The 17,584-nt window shown below is 68.1% G+C and carries 14 protein-coding genes; 10 read left to right on the top strand and 4 right to left on the bottom strand.

Annotation, left to right across the window (positions count from 1 at the left end; all coding sequences use genetic code 11):
* Positions 1-39 precede the first annotated feature (39 nt).
* From ACNPNP_RS03765 to ACNPNP_RS03755, 3 genes are read right to left on the bottom strand one after another with little or no spacing between them, the layout of a single operon-like run.
* Positions 40-858, bottom strand: a complete 819-nt coding sequence (locus ACNPNP_RS03765; RefSeq protein WP_448964727.1) for an MBL fold metallo-hydrolase — start codon at positions 856-858, stop codon at positions 40-42.
* Positions 855-2,114: a family 1 glycosylhydrolase gene (locus ACNPNP_RS03760; protein ID WP_448964726.1), complete on the bottom strand. Its 1,260-nt coding sequence runs from the start codon at positions 2,112-2,114 to the stop codon at positions 855-857. The genes ACNPNP_RS03765 and ACNPNP_RS03760 overlap by 4 nt, the downstream gene beginning before the upstream one ends.
* The gene (locus ACNPNP_RS03755; protein ID WP_448964725.1) at positions 2,114-3,088 is read right to left on the bottom strand and encodes an alpha/beta hydrolase fold domain-containing protein; all 975 of its coding nucleotides are present in this window, start codon (positions 3,086-3,088) and stop codon (positions 2,114-2,116) included. Before ACNPNP_RS03755 ends, ACNPNP_RS03760 begins: the two co-directional genes overlap by 1 nt.
* A gap of 210 nt (positions 3,089-3,298) precedes the next feature.
* Here ACNPNP_RS03755 and ACNPNP_RS03750 point away from each other — a divergent pair, with 210 nt between their 5' ends.
* Genes ACNPNP_RS03750 through ACNPNP_RS03730 form a run of 5 tightly spaced genes read left to right on the top strand, consistent with a single transcriptional unit; the run spans position 3,299 to position 11,023 of the window.
* The gene (locus tag ACNPNP_RS03750; protein WP_448964724.1) at positions 3,299-4,864 is read left to right on the top strand and encodes an ABC transporter substrate-binding protein; all 1,566 of its coding nucleotides are present in this window, start codon (positions 3,299-3,301) and stop codon (positions 4,862-4,864) included.
* A 55-nt stretch (positions 4,865-4,919) separates the two neighbouring features.
* Positions 4,920-5,861, top strand: a complete 942-nt coding sequence (locus ACNPNP_RS03745; RefSeq protein ID WP_448964723.1) for an ABC transporter permease — start codon at positions 4,920-4,922, stop codon at positions 5,859-5,861.
* Positions 5,858-7,816 carry a dipeptide/oligopeptide/nickel ABC transporter permease/ATP-binding protein gene (locus tag ACNPNP_RS03740; protein ID WP_448964722.1) on the top strand — a complete coding sequence of 653 codons (1,959 nt, stop codon included), beginning with the start codon at positions 5,858-5,860 and terminating at the stop codon, positions 7,814-7,816. The genes ACNPNP_RS03745 and ACNPNP_RS03740 overlap by 4 nt, the downstream gene beginning before the upstream one ends.
* On the top strand, positions 7,780-8,655 hold the full coding sequence (locus tag ACNPNP_RS03735; RefSeq protein WP_448964721.1) for an ATP-binding cassette domain-containing protein: 876 nt from the start codon (positions 7,780-7,782) through the stop codon (positions 8,653-8,655). The genes ACNPNP_RS03740 and ACNPNP_RS03735 overlap by 37 nt, the downstream gene beginning before the upstream one ends.
* Entirely contained in the window at positions 8,639-11,023 is a 2,385-nt protein-coding gene (locus tag ACNPNP_RS03730) for a family 78 glycoside hydrolase catalytic domain (protein ID WP_448964720.1), read from the top strand. The genes ACNPNP_RS03735 and ACNPNP_RS03730 overlap by 17 nt, the downstream gene beginning before the upstream one ends.
* Here the strand turns inward: ACNPNP_RS03730 and ACNPNP_RS03725 are convergent.
* Positions 11,020-11,946: a LysR family transcriptional regulator gene (locus ACNPNP_RS03725; RefSeq protein WP_448964719.1), complete on the bottom strand. Its 927-nt coding sequence runs from the start codon at positions 11,944-11,946 to the stop codon at positions 11,020-11,022. The genes ACNPNP_RS03730 and ACNPNP_RS03725 overlap by 4 nt on opposite strands.
* Before the next feature lie 146 nt (positions 11,947-12,092).
* On the opposite strand from ACNPNP_RS03725, the gene ACNPNP_RS03720 reads away from it, so the two are divergent.
* The 5 genes from ACNPNP_RS03720 to ACNPNP_RS03700 are packed head-to-tail and all read left to right on the top strand — an operon-like array spanning position 12,093 to position 17,583.
* Complete coding sequence (locus tag ACNPNP_RS03720) at positions 12,093-12,638, top strand: quercetin 2,3-dioxygenase (protein WP_448964718.1); 546 nt, start codon at positions 12,093-12,095, stop codon at positions 12,636-12,638.
* A 6-nt stretch (positions 12,639-12,644) separates the two neighbouring features.
* Positions 12,645-13,427, top strand: a complete 783-nt coding sequence (locus tag ACNPNP_RS03715; RefSeq protein ID WP_448964717.1) for an alpha/beta hydrolase fold domain-containing protein — start codon at positions 12,645-12,647, stop codon at positions 13,425-13,427.
* Positions 13,428-15,716 carry a family 78 glycoside hydrolase catalytic domain gene (locus ACNPNP_RS03710; protein ID WP_448964716.1) on the top strand — a complete coding sequence of 763 codons (2,289 nt, stop codon included), beginning with the start codon at positions 13,428-13,430 and terminating at the stop codon, positions 15,714-15,716.
* Positions 15,713-16,648, top strand: coding sequence for an alpha/beta hydrolase fold domain-containing protein (locus ACNPNP_RS03705; protein ID WP_448964715.1), 936 nt, complete (start codon positions 15,713-15,715; stop codon positions 16,646-16,648). Before ACNPNP_RS03710 ends, ACNPNP_RS03705 begins: the two co-directional genes overlap by 4 nt.
* Positions 16,645-17,583 carry a nucleoside hydrolase gene (locus ACNPNP_RS03700; protein ID WP_448964714.1) on the top strand — a complete coding sequence of 313 codons (939 nt, stop codon included), beginning with the start codon at positions 16,645-16,647 and terminating at the stop codon, positions 17,581-17,583. The genes ACNPNP_RS03705 and ACNPNP_RS03700 overlap by 4 nt, the downstream gene beginning before the upstream one ends.
* The last annotated feature ends 1 nt before the right edge of the window (position 17,584 follow it).

Raw genomic sequence — 17,584 nt, 5'->3', positions numbered from 1 at the left:
GAGTGTCTGCTCTGTTGCAGGACGTGGGCCGGAACCAGCTCAGAAGTGCTGCAGATCCTCACCGGCGACCACCGCGCCGTCGAACTCGCGGCCGATGGCGGCCAGGTCGTCGGGTGAGGCATCCGTGTAGTGCGACAGCACCACCGTGCCCACGCCGGCTCCGGCCGCCAGGCGCCCCACCTGCGCCGGTGAAAGATGCTCCGCCCGCATGTGCGACTGCACGGGCGGCGGCACGCTCGCGATGTCGACATCGGTCACCATCTCCGAGACCAGGAGATCGGCGCCTCGCGCCAGCACTTCCACATCCGCGCTCTCACCGGTGTCACCGGTGAAGACGATCGATCGGGATGCCGTGTCGAATCGGAGCGCGTACGACCGCTGATCGTCAGGGAACGCCGTGAGGACGTAGTGGCTGTTCTCCGCCGCGGTGACCGTCAGCCCGGCATCCGAGTAGACGACCCCCGGCTCGACCTCGCGCGCCTCGAACAGCGTGCCGGGGTCGACCAGACGCCCCTCCTCACCGCGGATGGCGGTGTTCGCCGCCATGTACGCGAGCACCCCGTCCCGCAGCGCCCGGGTCCCCGGCGGGCCGATCAGGGTCAGCGGTCCCTGGCGCATGGTGTGCCGGAACGTCATGAGCGCGGGCAGGCCGGCGGTGTGATCGTCATGCAGATGCGTGAGGAACACGGCATCCACGTCCGCCACGCTCAGACCGACGAGCGCGAGTCGGCGCACGACGCCCACACCGGCGTCGATCAGGAATCTCGCGCCGTCCACCTCCACCAGGCTGGAGATCCCCGCCCGATCGCGATGGCCGCCCGGCCCGCCGGCCGTGCCCAGCAGGGTGAGCGACATCATGGACGCGCGACGGCCCGACCTCCGTGCCGAGCACGGCGAACGAGCTCCGCGTACACGCCGGAGCTCGGCTTCGCCGTGCGCTCGAACGTCTCGCGGTCGACGCTGTACAGACCGAGCTGGGGCTCGTAGCCGAAGATCCACTCGAAGTTGTCCATCAGTGTCCAGTGGCAGTAGCCCAGCACCGGGACGCCGTTGCGCATCGCCTCCGCGAGACCCGCGAGCGACGGCTCGATGAAGGCGGCGCGGATCTCGTCGTCCGGCGTGCCCACGCCGTGCTCGCTGACGAGGATCGGAACCCGGGCGACCGAGAACGCGTACTCGACCGCTCCGCGCAGGGAGTCAGGGTCCACGGTGGTCCCCATCCCGTTGACGGTGCTGTCGGGATCCGTCGGCAGCTGCCCGTCGGGTCCGTAGACGATCCGCTCGTAGTTCTGCACGCCGACGAAGTCGTCGTCCCTCGCGAGCTCGAGCCAGTGGTCGTACACCTCTGCACGCTTGCGGTCGCGGGTGGCCTCGCCGCCGGGGCCAGCGATGTCGTCGACCATCGCCAGCGACAGACCGACTCGCAGATCCGGACGCCGCGCCTTGATCGCGGCCTTCGCGGCACGGTGCCCCGCCGTCATCCCGGCGCGCATGCCGGCGAAGTCCTCACGCAGCATGACGTTGCCCGCACGGTAGCGCTCGACGCCGGCCGCACGGCCCGCCGCCTCGAGGGTCTGCCGCTCCAGCTCGACGACGAACTCGGGCAGATGCGCCCAGGTCAACATCTCCGGCAGGTCGGGCTCGTTGAACGTGACCGCCAGCGCGATCCGGTCGCCGAACCGCGCCATCACGACGTCGCAGAACCGGGCGAACAGGGCCGGCGCCTCGGCGTCGAGCCAGGCGCCGCGGCTGGCGAACCAGTGCGGCGAGGTGAAGTGGTTGAAGGTCACGATCGGGGCCAGGCCGCGGGCCAGGCATCCGTCGACCAGAGCTTCGTAGTGCGCCAGCGCCTCGTCGGAGAATTCACCCTCGACCGGCTCGATGCGCGCCCACTCGACCGAGAACCGGTACGCGTTCAGGTTCATGCCGGCCACGAGGTCGAGGTCGGACTCCCACAGCTCCCAGCCGTTGGTCGCCTTGCCCGAGCGGTCCTTGAACACACTCGGCTGCACGTTCTCGAGGAACCAGGTGTCGCTGTGGACGTTGTCGCCCTCGTTCTGGTGGCCGGCGGTGGCGACGCCCCAGTAGAAGTCGGCGGGGAAGTCAGTGGTCATCATGAATCCTTCTGTTCGGTCAGTTTCGTACGCAGGTAATCGACGGCGAGCCGGATCGGCGGCAGCGGATCGGCTCCCTCGAAGACGTGATCGGCGCCGGCGATGCGCACCAGCTCCACGTCGACTCCGACAGCATCGAGTGCGGCACGGAGCTCCTCGCTCTGCGAGATCGGCACGACAGCGTCCTGCTCGCCGTGGACGAGGAGGAACGGCGGCGCATCGCCGCTCGCGTGGGTCACCGGTGACAGCAGCCTCCGCGCTTCGGTGGATGGAAGCGGGGTGCGAGAGAGGATCACGGACGTGGGATCCGCGTCGCTGACGGCATCGTGCGCCTTCAACTGCGCGACCCAATCCGCCGGCATCGAATCGAGGAACGACGGCATCGTGTCCACATCCGAGACGCCGTAGTAGTCGACGACCGCCGACACCGCACTGCTGCCTTCGCTCACGCCTTCGACGCCTTCCAGGGCGGGATCGCGTACGAGTCCGAGGAGGGCGGCGAGATGGCCGCCGGCGGATTCGCCCCAGGCGCCGATGCGTGTGGGATCGATGTCGAGCTCGTCGGCGAAGCGGCGGAGATAGCGCACCGCCGCCTTCGCATCGTGCAGCTGGGCAGGGAACGAGGCCTCTCGCGAGTGCCGGTAGTCGATCGTCGCCACCGCGAGGCCGGCGTCGATCAGCGACTGGAACACGTGGGCGTCCGGCCAGTACTCCGGCGGCGTCTGCCTGCTGCCGAAGAGCCAGGCTCCGCCATGGATCCAGACCACGCACGCCACGGGTGACTCGCGGTCGATCGGCACATGGACATCCATCTGCAGCGGGCGATAGCCGTCCGGCACCGAGTACGTCAGTGCGGCGTGGGTCACGGCGCGCGTCGGATGCTGTCGCTCGGCCGTCCCCGGAGCGAGAAAGGCGGGAGGGCCGAACCGGATCGGCTCCTCGGTCGCCACTGAGCCCATGGTCTCATCGGTCATATTGCCGCCTCCTTGCGAATGTGTTCACTCTATGAAAGCATGTTTCATTAGGTTGCGCCTCAGAAATCGAGTTAGGCGTTGACTAACGCACCGAGGCGCGAATCCGAATGGCCAAGAGCGGCTGCACAGGTCAACCTGGACCCAGGATCGCATCCCGACTGCGATCACGACACCGAAGTCTCACCAGCACACCGATCACAGGAGATCAGGATGACTCGCACCACCACAGCCCGCGGAGCCGCCGTCATTGCGGCCTTCGCAGCCTCAGCGCTGATGCTCAGCGCGTGCTCCGCCCCCGGCCCGGACGGCGGTGGAGACGGAGCAGCAGACACGGCGAAGCTCGTCGTCAGCCTCGATGGCGATTCGGCGGCGTTCGGTTACGACCCGATCCGGTACGGCACCGGCCAGCGGATGTTTTTCGAGGGCATCTACGACTCGCTCTTCGTGCTCGACCAGTCGGGCACGATCGTGCCGCAGCTGGTCACCGCGTTCGAGTACAACGAGGATCAGACCCAGCTCACCATGGATCTGGACACCGATGCGACGTTCGACGACGGCACGGCTCTCAGTGCGGAACTGGTGAAGCAGAACTTCGACTTCCGCGGCGACCCCGACCTGTCCGGATACAGCTCCTTCGCGGCGGGCGGCGAGAACGAGATCACCGAGGTGACCGTGGTCGACGATGACACCGTGACGTTCGCCTTCGCCGCACCCAAGCCCGGGTTCGAGTCGAACCTGGTGTCCCCCGCTGGAATGATCGTCGGTCCCACCGGTGTCGCCGACCGCGCGAGCCTGGATGCGACCGCCGACGGCTCCGGCCCGCTCAAGGTCGACTCCGACGCGACGGTCAAGGGGAACTCATACCTGCTGGTGAAGGATGAGGAGAACCCGAACGCCGGCGACTACCCGTTCGACTCCTACGAGTTCCGCCCGATCCTCGACCCGCAGGCCCGCGTGAACGCGGCCATCTCGGGTGAGGTCGATCTGGCCTACGTCACGTCCGAGACGAAGACGCAGGTCGAATCCGCCGGCGTCGGCCTCGTCGCCAACGGTGGCACCGTGATGAACATGATCGCCTTCGACAAGGCGGGAGCGACCGCACCGCAGTGGGGCGACCCTCGGGTCTTCCAGGCCCTGTCCATGGCGATCGACCGCGAGGCCTACGTCAACGCCGTGCACCCGGGCGAGATCCCGACCGCCAACGCGCTGCCCGCTGACAGCCCCGGGTTCCTCGCCGAGTTGGATGAGCAGTACGCCTACGACCCCGAGGGTGCGAAGGACCTGCTCGCCGAGGCCGGCTATCCTGACGGCTTCACCTTCGATTTCACGATCTCGCAGACCTCCCAGCGCGACCTCGAGGCGCTGCAGCCGTACTGGGCCGCCATCGGCGTCACGGTCAATCTGAAGAACGCCGCATCGACGGAGGAATCCTTCCTCTCGGTGCAGACCGAGCCGCTGGGTGGGCCGATCCCGTTCCAGTGGACGAACCCGGCCGGCAACGTGTTCGGCGCTCTGTTCGGTTTCGCGAACTTCCATGGTGCTGAGAACGCCGAGTTGCAGGCCGCAGCAGGTGCATACGGCGCGGCCACCGGTGACGAGGAACTGCAGGCCGAGGCCCTCACGGACATCAACCGCAGCATCGTGGACTCCGGATGGCTGATCCCGTTGTTCGAGCAGCTCGCACCGTGGGCGTACAACACCTCGAAGATCCAGGAGCCGACGTTCCCGGGGGCCGAGGCCTACCCGCTCCTCGCGTCGATCCAGCCCGCATCCTGATCGCGACGCCGGCGCCGGCCGTATGGTCGGCGCCGGCGCCACAAGGGGAGTAACGATGCTCGTATTCATGCTGAAGCGGGTCGCCTTCGCGATCCTGACACTGCTGGTGGCGACCTGGATCGCCTTCATGCTCATGCACCTGTCCGGCTCCACGCCCGGTGGGGTGTCGCTCGGCCAATCCGCGACGCCAGAGCAGATCCGAGAGTACAACCAGGCGATCGGCTGGTTCGATCCCTGGATCATGCAGTACGCGAACTGGGTCGGCCAGGTGCTGCGGGGCGACCTCGGCGTCTCACTGATCGACGGCCGCGACATCGCCGCCGACATCAGCAGACGGCTGCCGGTGACCGCCGCCCTCGCGGTGCTCGGAACGCTGACGAGCGCCGTCATCGGCATCGTCATGGGCGTCGTCGCCGCCGTCCGCGGCGGGCTGGTCGACCGGGGGATCACCGCTCTGTCCGGCATCCTGCTGTCCCTGCCCGCCTTCTGGGTCGGCGTCCTGCTCGTGTATCTGCTCGCTGTACAGCTCCGGCTGCTGCCCGCGACCGGTTTCGTCCCGTTCGCCACCGACCCTGCGGGGTGGGCTCGTTCGCTTGCCCTGCCGGTGATCACGATCGCGATCACGTCCGCCGCGGGGCTTGCCAGGCAGACGCGAGCGTCGATGGGGGAGTCACTCACCCAGGAGCACATGCGTACACTCCGTGCGATCGGCACTCCTACTTGGCGCATCATTTACGTGCACGCACTGCGCGGGGCGAGCCTGCCCATCCTCGCCAGCGTCGCAGTCCAGTTCATCATCCTGTTCGGCGGCTCGGTCATCATCGAGGTGCTCTTCGCACTGCCCGGGATCGGACAGGCCATGAACTCGGCGGTCGGCTCCGCCGATCTGCCCTTCGTCCAGGCGCTCGTCCTGGTGGCCACGCTCGTCGTGGTGATGGTCAACCTCGGCCTCGAACTCCTCAACCGCGTCCTCGACCCGAAGCTGCGTGCATCATGACAATCGACACCACCTCCATCCTGCGCATCCGCAGACCGCAGCGCCGATTGAGCGGCAGGATCTTCCGGTCCCCGGCCGCCGTGCTGTCCATCATCTGGCTCGCGGGACTCGTGCTCGCCTCCTTCGCCGGGCCGCTGTGGCTGCCGTACGGACCGCTCGAGCAGGACCTCACCGCCGTGCTGCAGGGGCCCAGTGCGGCGCATCTGCTCGGAACCGACGAACTCGGCCGCGACCTGCTCTCGCGCATCGTGACCGCCGCCGCACCCACCCTGCTGATCGCGGTGATCGTGCCGATCGTGGCGGTCGTGGTCACGGTGCCGGTCACCCTGTGGGCGGCACGCCGCCCCCGGGCGGAGGGCGTCGTCAACCGGATCAGCGAGATCGTGCTCTCGCTGCCGGGCACCGTGATCATCCTCGCCTTCATCGCCGCCGTCGGCACGAACATGCCCCTGGTCATGATGGCCTTCGGCCTGCTGCTGTTCGGTGCGATGTACCGGATCTTCTTCGGCCAGGCGAAGTCGCTGCACCAGCAGCTGTACGTCGAGGCCGCAGCCGTCGACGGCGTCAAGCCGATGCTCGCCAGCCTCCGGCACGTGCTGCCGAACATGTCCACCACGGTCATCGTGCAGTTCGTGCTGCTGTTCGGAGCGGGCATCGGCCTGCAGGCCGGCCTGGCGTTCATCGGTCTGGGACCCCAGCCGCCGGAGCCGACCTGGGGCGGGATGGTGCAGACCGCGTCGCGGTTCATCTTCCAGCAGCCGTGGATGATGGTGCCCACCGGCGGCGTGCTCGCGCTGACGATCATCGCCGCGAACTCGCTGGCGGACGTCCTCGCCGGCGGCACGGCGATGCCGCCGGCGCTCGTCTCGCTGAAGCGCCGCAAGCTGCCAGCCGACACCCGTGAACCAGACTCGGACGTCCCCGTCGGACCCGCCGCAGACGCCCTCATCGTGCAGGACCTCGTGATCGGGGTGGACGACGGACCGGAGCTCGTCTCGGGGCTCTCGCTCAGCGTCGGCACCGGCCGGGTCCTCGGCCTGGTCGGCGAATCCGGCTGCGGCAAGAGCGTCACGTCGTACGCGATGCTCGGCCTGCTCGCCCCCGGCCTCTCGGTGCGTTCGGGCCGCATCCTCTGGGACGGCGCCGACCTGGCCCGTGCGGACGAGCGGACGCTCCAGAAGGTCCGCGGCCACGAGATCGCATTCATCTCGCAGGAGCCGACCAGGGCGCTCGATCCGATGTTCACGGTCGGCTGGCAGATCGCGGCATCCGTCAAGCGCCTGCGCGGCGTGAGCGCACGCGAAGCCAAGCAGATCGCGCTGAAGCTGTTGACGGATGTCGGCATCGTCGACCCCGCCCGCGTGCTGGGCAGCTACCCGCATCAGATCTCCGGTGGCATGGCGCAGCGCGTGTCGATCGCCCTGGCGCTGTCCGGACGGCCGAAGCTGCTCATCGCGGACGAACCGACGACCGCACTCGATGTGACCGTCCAGGCCGAGATCCTGGCGCTGCTTCGGGGGCTGATCGCCGAACGCGACATGTCGATCATCCTGGTGACCCACGACCTCGGCGTCGTCGCCGACCTGTGCGACGACGTCGCGGTGATGTACGCGGGGCAGATCGTCGAATCGGGCACCGTGCGCGACGTGCTGGTGCGGCCGGAGCATCCGTACACGATGGCCCTGCTGGCCGCGGATCCGCACGCGATCATCGACGCCGAGGGGTCGCCGCGGCTCGCGTCCATCCCCGGTCAGGTGCCCCTGCCGGGGTCGTGGACCAGCGGATGCCGGTTCGCACAGCGCTGCCGGTTCGCGCAGGACGAGTGCTCTGCGGCGATACCGCTGCTGCCACGGATCGAGCAGGCGGAGGGCGGCGTGCGCTGCATCCGGCGTGACGAGGTGCAGGGACGCCAGGAGGAATGGCGCAGTCCTGTCCTGATCGGAGGAGAACTGTGAGCATCGACGTAACGGAGCAGACGCCGCTCCTGGAGGTGCGCGACCTCTCGATCCGCTACGGCAAGAAGGGCCCGCTCGCCGTCGAAGACGTGTCCTTCACGATCGGCCGCGGCGAGACACTGGGCCTGATCGGCGAATCGGGATCGGGCAAGACCACGATCGGCCGCGCCATCCTGGGACTCGTTCCGGTCACCAGCGGCCAGATCCTCTTCGAGGGGCGCGACATCACGCGGTTGAGCGCGGCGGAGCGCCGCACTCTGCAGGGTGATCTGCGTGCCGTGTTCCAGGATCCGTTCAGTTCGCTGAACCCGCGTCGCCCGATCGGAGACGCGCTGGCCGAACCCCTGCGCGTGGCCGGCGTGCCGAGTCAGGATCGGATGCCCCGGGTGCAGGCCGCGCTGGACTCGGTGGGCCTGGCGCCAGGGTCGGAGGATCGCTACCCCCGAGAGTTCTCCGGCGGACAGCGTCAGCGCGTCGCCATCGCCAGGGCGCTGGTCACCGATCCGCGGCTCGTGGTCTGCGACGAGGCCGTCAGTGCCCTCGACCTGTCGACCCAGGCGCAGGTGCTCAATCTCCTTGCCGACCTCCGCTCCGGCACGGATCTGGGCTACCTCTTCATCGCGCACGACATGGCGGTCGTCGAGTTCCTCGCGCAGCGCGTCGTCGTCCTCAACCGGGGCAGGGTCGTCGAGGAGGGCGTCACCTCGGAGGTCATCCACGACCCGCAGCAGCACTACACGAAGGTGCTGATGGCGGCGTCCCCCGTGCCCGATCCCGATGAGCAGGCGCGTCGCCGCGAAGCGTGGCACGCGCTGAAGAACGATGTCTCAGCAGCCTGAGCTGCGCGGGCACTCTCATCACGATGCGCGCGTTCGTCAGGCGCTGAACTCCGCCGAGTGGATCGGTCCGGGCGAGCAGGCCGCGCCATCGGCGGGGCGGCGTCCTGCCTACCTCCTACGGACGGAGTTTCTGCTCGACTCCGTCACCCCGAGTTTGCTCACCGCGACGGCGGAGGGGGTCTACGAGGTGTTCCTCAACGGGGTGCGCACCGACGACGCCGAGCTCAAGCCGGGATTCTCGTCCTACCGCTCTCGCCTCGCCGTCCAGCAGGCAGACGTCACGACGCTTTTGAAGCCGGGTCGTAACGTCCTCGGCGTAATTCTCAGTGACGGCTGGTTCCGCGGCCGTCACGGCTTCGAGAGGCGAGCAGACGGCTTCGGTGCCGATACCTCGGTGCTGCTCGCCCTGTGTGACCAGACCGGGGTGATCGTTTCGTCCGGGTCGGGTTGGCTGTGGCGCGAGAGCGCAATATATCGGGCGGACCTCATGGACGGCCAGGGGGAGGATCGGCGACGGCACGACCCGTTATGGGCGACGACTGACGGTGACACGGCGGCCTATGCTCCGGTGGCTGTGCGACCTGTGTCCGAAGATGGCAGCGCGCGTCTGTTCGCGGATGACCGTCCGCCCATCCGTCGCATCGAAGTTCTGCAGCCTCAGAATGTGCGGTGGCTCGGCGAGGAAAGCGTCGTGATCGATTTCGGTCAGAACATCAACGGTTGGGTGCGGCTCGGCGCATTAGGTCCGCGCGGGACCAGGCTGACCCTGACGCACGGCGAGCACCTCGCGGATACTGGACGCCTCGACACGGAGCATCTTCGCGCGTTCCGATTCAGCGATCACACCCTCCTCGAGGCTGGCCAGGTCGACGAGGTCATCAGCGCCGGTACGGCGGATGATGTGTTCGAGCCGCGTCACACGACACACGGGTTCCGCTACGTGCAGATCGACGGGTATCCGCGCTCTCAGGACGTGGAGATCGAGGCGGTGGTTGTGCACTCCGACCTCACCGTGAGCGGAGGATTCATCGCTGCCGACCCCGAACTGGTCCGCTTGCACGAGGCCGTCCGGTGGAGCTTCCGGGGCAACGCCTGCGGTCTACCGACCGACTGTCCGCAGCGTGAACGCTCTGGATTCACGGGCGACTGGCAGTTGTTCGTGGAGACCGCATCGCGGATGTACGACGTCGACGACTTCAGCCGCAGTTGGCTCCGTGACCTGGCAGCCGATCAGTGGCCGGACGGGCGTGTTCCGACGATCATCCCGAATCCGGCCGGCGCCGCGCCGTCCGGGATTGCTTTCGAGGACATGAGCGCGGGCTCGGCCGGCTGGGGGGATGCCGCCGTCACCGTACCGTGGGAGTTATGGCGGTATACGGGGGACCGGAGCGTGCTTGCCGAGTTCTTCCCGGCCGCGGCGCGGTGGGTCGACTACGCGGCGCGCTCGGCTGCAGGCAACCGGCATCCTGACCGGGTCGCAGAACGGGCGGTTTCCGCAGACCATGAGGTATTCCTCTGGGATACCGGCTTCCATTTCGGCGAGTGGCTCGAACCTGGGATCGCGCCGAACCCCGATCCGAGCGTCGATCACGGCATCGTCGCCACCGCATACCTGCACCGGTCAGCGCACTTGTTGTCTCAGATGGCCGTGGTGCTGGAAGACCTTGCTGCGCACGAACGGTATGCGGCTATCGCAGCGGGGGCGCTCGCCGCATGGCGGACCGAGTACCTTTTGGGCGATGGCGAAGCGGCGCTGAACAGTCAGGCGACCTACGCAAGGGGGCTCGTATTCGGACTGATCCCCGAGGCTCAGCGCCGACGAGCGGCGTCACGACTGGCGGTTCTGGTGGAGGACGCCAGGGTCGGCACCGGCTTCCTCAGCACCGGCCTGTTACTCACCGCCTTGGCGGACAACGGGCAGGCGCACGCCGCAATGAGACTGCTGTGCACCCATGAGTCCCCCTCGTGGTTCGCGATGATCGACCGGGGAGCCACCACTATGTGGGAGTGGTGGGACGGGATCGATGAAGCCGGACACGCTCGTGGGTCGCTGAACCACTACGCGAAGGGTGCGGTGGCGTCGTTCCTGCACACCCATGTCGCCGGTCTGCGTCTGCCGCTGGAACCGCAGCCCGATGAGGCCGGTGGGCGGCTGATCATCGTTGAGCCGATCTTCGCTGGCGGCCTGGAGTCCGCGTCCGCGTACCTCGACCTGCCGGCGGGTCGCGCCGCTGTCGACTGGACTGTCGACGCGGGCGTGGTGACGATCGTCGTCACCGTCCCGGCGCGGGCGATTGTCAGGTTGCCGGACGGTGCGCAGCAGTTGCTGCCTGCGGGCACGCACATCGTTCGCGCTGCAGCGCCCTAGGAACCGGACTCGCCGCGGGTTGGATCGCCGCTCAGCGGTGACAGATGTCTGGCGATCTCACGGAACGTGCGCACCATCGGGTTCGGTGAACCTGTGAGCGAGCACAGGACCAGCGTCGCGGGTTCTATGTCGATGATCGGAACGAAGGCGAGCTCGTCGCGGCGGTAGTGCTGGCTCGCCGATTGACTGGCGATATTGACGCCGGCGCCGGCGGCGACCAGCTCCAGCAGCCCCTCGACACCGTCCGCCGTCGGCCCGCGCCGCGGATGCGTTCCGTCGGGCCTGGGATCGACGACCCACCAGTCCACGCTCGAGGCCGCACCGCCGTTGGCGGTCACGAACACCTCGTCGGCGGTCTCCGCGATCGAGACGGTCTCGTGCTGCGCTAGTGGATGGTCGGCGCGGGTCACGAGCACCCGTGGCTCGCGCCAGATCTCCTCGACGAGTACACGCGGCGGAAGCTCCATCGGCCACGGTGCGAACGCCACATCGACGCGGCCTGCCTCCAGGTCCTCCGCGACCTCGAAGAAACCGAGCCTGCGCATCTCGATCCTCGCCGTCGGAACCCGTTGCAGCGTCGTCGCGATCGCCGTGGTGGTCAGCGAACCGGCGCCAGCCGCCACCACGCCCACGCGCAGCGTCGGCGCCTCGCTGGTGCGCTGCATCGACCGGCCCCACGCCAGTAGCAAGTCGTGATCGTCTTGCACCCGCAGGGCGAGTGGGAGCAGCTCCTGTCCGTGCACTGTGATCTCGACCTTGCGCGGGCTGCGATCGAAGAGCCTCACACCGAGCTGCCGCTCGAGTCTGCTGATCTGCTGGCTGAGCGACGGCGGCGTGATCCTGAGGCGTTCCGCGGCGCGGCCGAAATGCAGCTCTTCGGCGAGAACGCAGAAGTAGCGGATGACTTGAATGGGCACGTCCATGCCGCGATCTTAGTCTGAGACTAACGTCGAGTAGCCATCTCGAACTTCCTTCTCTCCAGCATCTTCAACAGAATCGAGATGTCTGGAACGGGTTATCGCCCGGTCCCTGTGCCTAACGGCGCGCACAGACTTACGAGGAGGTAAGCATGACCGTTTTCCCTGTTGACGATTGCGACAAGTCGCCTTTCGCCGGCATCCTTCCCGGAGCTCCGAGGCCGTTCGTCCTCGGCAACGGCGAGGGCGAGAAGTCCTTGGTCTTTGACCAGTTGTTCACGATCCTTCTGTCGGCGGATGAGACGGACGACCAGTACGGAGCGTTTACCATGCAGGGTCGCGCCGGCGCCCGCATCCCCGCCCACCTGCACCTGAAGACTAACGAGATCTTCTACGTCGTCGATGGTGAGATCACGGTGTGGATGGATGACCGCGCCGAGCATCAGAGCAGGACCACGCTTGTGACCGGAGACTTCGCTTACGTCCCGGCGAACACTGTGCACGCTTTCCAGGTTCACAACTCCACCAAGGTGTTCGGCGTCGGGACCGCCGGCTTCGAGCGCTTCTTCCACGCCATGGGTCAGAAGACGGACGTCACCGAGGCTCAAGGTGTGTACGTGCCGCCGTTCGAGGTGATGCGGGCGGCCGGCGAGAAGTACTCGACGGTGTTCATGCCCGAGTTCCAGTTCCAGGACTGACCGCGAGTGCCAGCCGCATTCGAGATCGACTTCGCCGCGTTCGACGGATTCCGCCCACTCTCGATGGACCTGCGGACGCCGGACGTGACCGGAGCGCCCCTCGTGCTTTTCCTGCACGGCGGCGGCTGGGCGCGCGGAAGCCGCGGCGTCTTCACCCCCGGGATCAGGGACGAGGACTCCTTCGACCGGATCGTCGAGGCGGGCCTAGCCATCGCATCATGCGAGTACCGGCTGAGCGGGGAGGCGCGATTCCCCGCTCAACTCGACGATGTCGATGCGGCGATTAGCTGGCTCCACTCTCACGCCGGCGAGTGCGGGGTGGATGCCTCGCGTCTGGTGCTCTGGGGGGTGTCCGCCGGTGCCACGCTGGCGGCGCTCACAGGACTCCGCCGCTCCGATATCCGCGGCGTCGTCGACTGGTACGGCCCGGCGGACCTCTTCGCGATGGTCGGCCATGGCACGGACGCCCCGGAGGACACAAGGGAAGCGAGATGGCTCGGCGGAACCGCCCTCGACCTGCCCGATCGAGCCAGAGCCGCAAGCCCCGTGCTCCAGGTCCATGCCGGGGCTCCGCCCTTTCACATCTCCCACGGAACCGATGACGAGCATGTCCCGTTCGCGCAGAGCGACGCGCTCGCCGCGGCCCTTCGCGCAGCCGGCGTCGACGCGGAGCTTCACCCCGTCGCCGGAGGACGCCACTTCTGGCAGGGACTCGGCGACACGGGGCCGTTGTTCGACCTGGCCATCGACTTCATTCGCCGCGTGACGGCGCACGACCAGGACAGATAGATGACTACGACGACGATGGCGGACGCAACGAACGGGATCACCGCGAGGATGATCGTGCCTGTGGTACGGGGCGAGGCCGCTCCCTTGCTGAGGCGGGAGTTCGCTCTCGACGAGGGCCACGGTCCCGTCGTGCAGGCGACGCTCCGGCTGACCGCGCTCGGGGTCGTCGAGGCGTGGATCAACGGAGTGCCGACCTCGGACGAACTGTTGATGCCGGGGTGGACCAGTTACGAGTGGCGGGTGCGTGTGATCGAGCACGACGTCACCGCGCTGATCGCTGGGCGCAACGCCGTCGGGCTGCGTCTGGGCAACGGGTGGTACCGAGGCTCGCTCGGCTTCACCGGCCAGCGCGCTGTGTACGGCGACGAACGAGCCGGCTTCGCTGAGCTCGGCATCCGCTTCGCCGACGGGCATCTGCAGACCGTCGCCACCGATGAGACCTGGCGCGCCGGCACCGGGGACGTCTTGACCGACGATCTCTACAACGGCCAGACGATCGATGCCGGACTCGCGGATCCCGGGATGGCTGGACTCGGATGGCATCGCGCCGGCTTCGACGATTCCGGGTGGACGGCCACCAGGATCGTGGAGTTCGACCAGGGCAGGCTCGTGCCGCGCACATCTCCACCCGTCCGCCGCCTCGCTGAGCTTCCCGTCCAGCGGACCTGGACCAGTCCGGCAGGGAACACGATCGTCGACTTCGGGCAGAATCTCGTCGGATTCGTCAGAGTACGGGTGGCCGGACCCGCCGGCACCGAGGTGGTCCTGCGTCACGCGGAGGTGCTCGAGGACGACGAGCTCGGCACGCGGCCCTTGCGTCTCGCCGAAGCGACCGACCGATTCATTCTCAGCGGCGGGAGCGACGTCTTCGAGCCGACCTTGACGTTCCACGGGTTCCGCTATGCGGAGGTGACCGGATGGCCGGGCGACTTCGATCCGGCGGCTCTGACGGCCGTTGTGGTCGGTTCCGACATCCGCCCAGTCGGCAGCTTCGAGTGCTCCGATCCGCTCTTGAACCGATTGCACAGCAACGTCGTGTGGGGGATGAAAGGCAACTTCCTGAGCATCCCGACAGACTGCCCACAGCGCGACGAACGGCTCGGCTGGACGGGCGACCTCGCTGTCTTCGCGCCGACGGCCGCGTTCCTCGGCGACGTCGAGGACTTCCTCGCCGACTGGCTCGTGGACGTCGAACTCGAACGTCGGGCGACGCCTCAGCAGACGGTGCCGGTCGTCGTGCCGAACGTCATGAAGCACCTCGATACCGGTTTCCCCGAGCCTGGTGCGACCGCCGTCTGGGGCGACGCGGCGGTGTGGGTTCCCTGGGCCCTCTGGTGCGCATACGGCAATGAGGGCACGCTCAGGTCCACGTACCCTCTGATGACGGCCCACATGCGCTCCGTCGCCGAAGTGCTCTCGGCAAACGGGCTGTGGGACACCGGCTTCCAGTTCGGGGACTGGCTCGATCCGGATGCGCCAGCCGATGATCCTGGCAAGTCGAAGACCCCTGCCGAGGTGGTCGCCACCGCGAGCGCCTATCGTACGGCGACGATCATGACCGAGGCGGCGCTCCTCCTCGGCGAGGACGCCGACGCGGACGAGTTCACCCGGTTGCGGGACCACATCGGTGACGCGTTTCGGGCGCACTACATCGACGACGGCCGCGTGCGCGGCGACAGCGCCACGGGCTACGCGCTCGCCATCGTCTTCGAGCTGCTCGACGGGCAGGATCGGCAGGCAGCCGGCGACCGTCTCGCTGCACTGGTGCGCACGGCGGGGCACCGCATCAGCACCGGCTTCGCCGGCACCCCGTTCGTCTGCGATGCGCTGACGTTGACAGGCCACCTCGATGACGCCTACGCCCTACTGCTGCAGACGGAGTCGCCGTCGTGGCTCTACGCAGTCACGATGGGCGCGACGACCGTCTGGGAGCGCTGGGACTCAATGCTGCCCGACGGATCGGTCAACCCGGGGGAGATGACGAGCTTCAACCACTACGCATTCGGCGCCGTGGCCGACTGGATGCACCGCACAGTCGGAGGGCTCGCACCCCTGGATGCCGGCTACCGGACCATACTCGTCGCTCCACGCCCCGGCGGGGGGCTGGACTGGGCCCGCACCACACTGGACACCCCGCGAGGCAGGGTCGTGGTCTCCTGGCAGCTCGACGACGACACGCTGCACGTCGAGGTTGAAGTGCCGCGAGGAGCGACGGCTGTCCTGCGACTCCCGGGCCAGGACGACAGGGTGCTCGAAACCGGATTCCACATAGCGGAGGCGACAGTATGACGAATCAGATCCGATCCAGCGTCACGGAGATCCACGATGTGACTCTGGAAGGAGGTGGCCACGCTTTCAGGGTGCGGATCTATCCGGCGGCAGCGCCGAACGGCGCGATGCTGGTCTGGCTGCACGGCGGCGCGTTCATGTTCGGCACCCTGGAGATGCCGGAAGCCGATCAGGTGGCACGTCGGCTCAGCGCCGCGGGGACCACCGTGATCTCGGTCGACTACACGCTCGCGCCGCTGGACGCGCTCGAGACGCTCGCTCCGCCGTCGGAGGACGCAGGGTTCGCGTCTGCGGAACAACTGCGCGCAGAGGCGCAGGCTACGGGTTCGCGAGCGCGGTTTCCCGTGGCTTCATTGCAGATCGTCGAGGCGTTCGACTGGGCGGTCGCCAACGCCGACCGCTTCGGGGCACTGCCCTCGCTGGTCTCGCTGGGTGGCGCGAGTGCCGGCGCGAACCTCTCGGCAGGCGCGGCGATGCGTCTGCGCGACCGCGGCACGACGTCGCCTGCGGTCCTCGCGCTGATCTATCCGTCTCTTCACGACGGGGTCCTGACACCGAACGACGAGCTCGAAAGTCTCCTGCGTGACGTTCCGTCTGAGCGCATCTTCACGTCCGAGAGTCGGGACGCGATCAATCGGAACTACCTGCCCGACGGCCACGATCCCGAAGGCTACGCGTTCCCCGGCGAACATGACTTGACGGGTCTCCCCCCGGTGCTCATGGTCAATGCCGAGCTGGACAGCCTGCGCGCCTCGGGCGAGGCGTTCGCCGCTGAGCTGGCCGTCGCCAGCGTCGATGTGCACGCGGTGCGGATGCGCGGCGCGATGCACGGCTTCCTGAACGAGATCGGCGATCCGGCGGCCGAGCGCACGCTCACCCTGCTGTCGGACGCCGTCGCTCCGGAACCCCGCCGGGCGGGGCCTCCCGCATGAGCGCGGCTGCACACGGCGGCGTCCGATCCCGCGTGATCGTGGACAACGACTTCGGCGGCGACCCGGACGGACTCTTCCAGCTCGCGCACCACGTGCTGTGCACTTCCGTCGACGTCGTGCAGGTGGTCGTGTCCCGGGTGTCCGATGAGATGACGACACCCGATCTCGACATCATCGCCGAGGGCGTCGAGGCCGCCGACGAGGTGCTGGCGCTCGCCGGGAGCGCGCTGAGGGCGCAGCGCGGATCGAGAGCGGCGCTCACCGCACAGACGCCGGTGCGGTCGGATGTCACGGACGCGATCATCCGCGAAGCCCTGCGCGACGACACCGATCTGCCTCTGTTCTACGCGGCCGGCGGAGCGCTCACCGAGCTCGCGACCGCGCTCCTGCTCGAGCCGCGCATCGCGGAGCGCTTGACGCTGGTGTGGATCGGCGGCAACGGGTACGAGACCGCGGACGAAGGGCTCGAGTTCAACGTGAGCTCGGATCTCGCCGCCGCCCAGGTCGTGTTCCGATCCGCCGTGCCGATCTGGCAGGTCCCGGAGCCCACGTACCGTCAGTGCCTGGCGTCGTGGAGCGAACTCGACCGCGACATCGCTCCGGCCGGGCCGCTCGGTGCGCACCTGGTGGACCGCTGGCGCACCTTCACCCACCGCATCGAGGAGCTCTTCGGCGCGAGCCTCGGCGAGTGCGCGGTGCTGGGAGACAGTCCACTCGTGCTGCTGACGGCGCTGCAAGGAGCATTCCGCGCGGAGCCGTCCTCATCGCCTTCCCGCCTCGTGGCGCGCAGGCCGATCGAGGATGACGGGACGTACGGGGACCCGCTGGACGGGCGTCTGCCGGTGCGCGTGTTCACCGGTATCGACATGCGGCTCATGTACGCGGATCTCGTCGCGAAGCTGCATGCCCACGCCGGGGGAGCGGCGAGTGACTAGA

The sequence above is a fragment of the Microbacterium xerophyticum genome (assembly GCF_053543555.1).
This window is presented reverse-complemented; position numbering and strand designations above follow the sequence as displayed.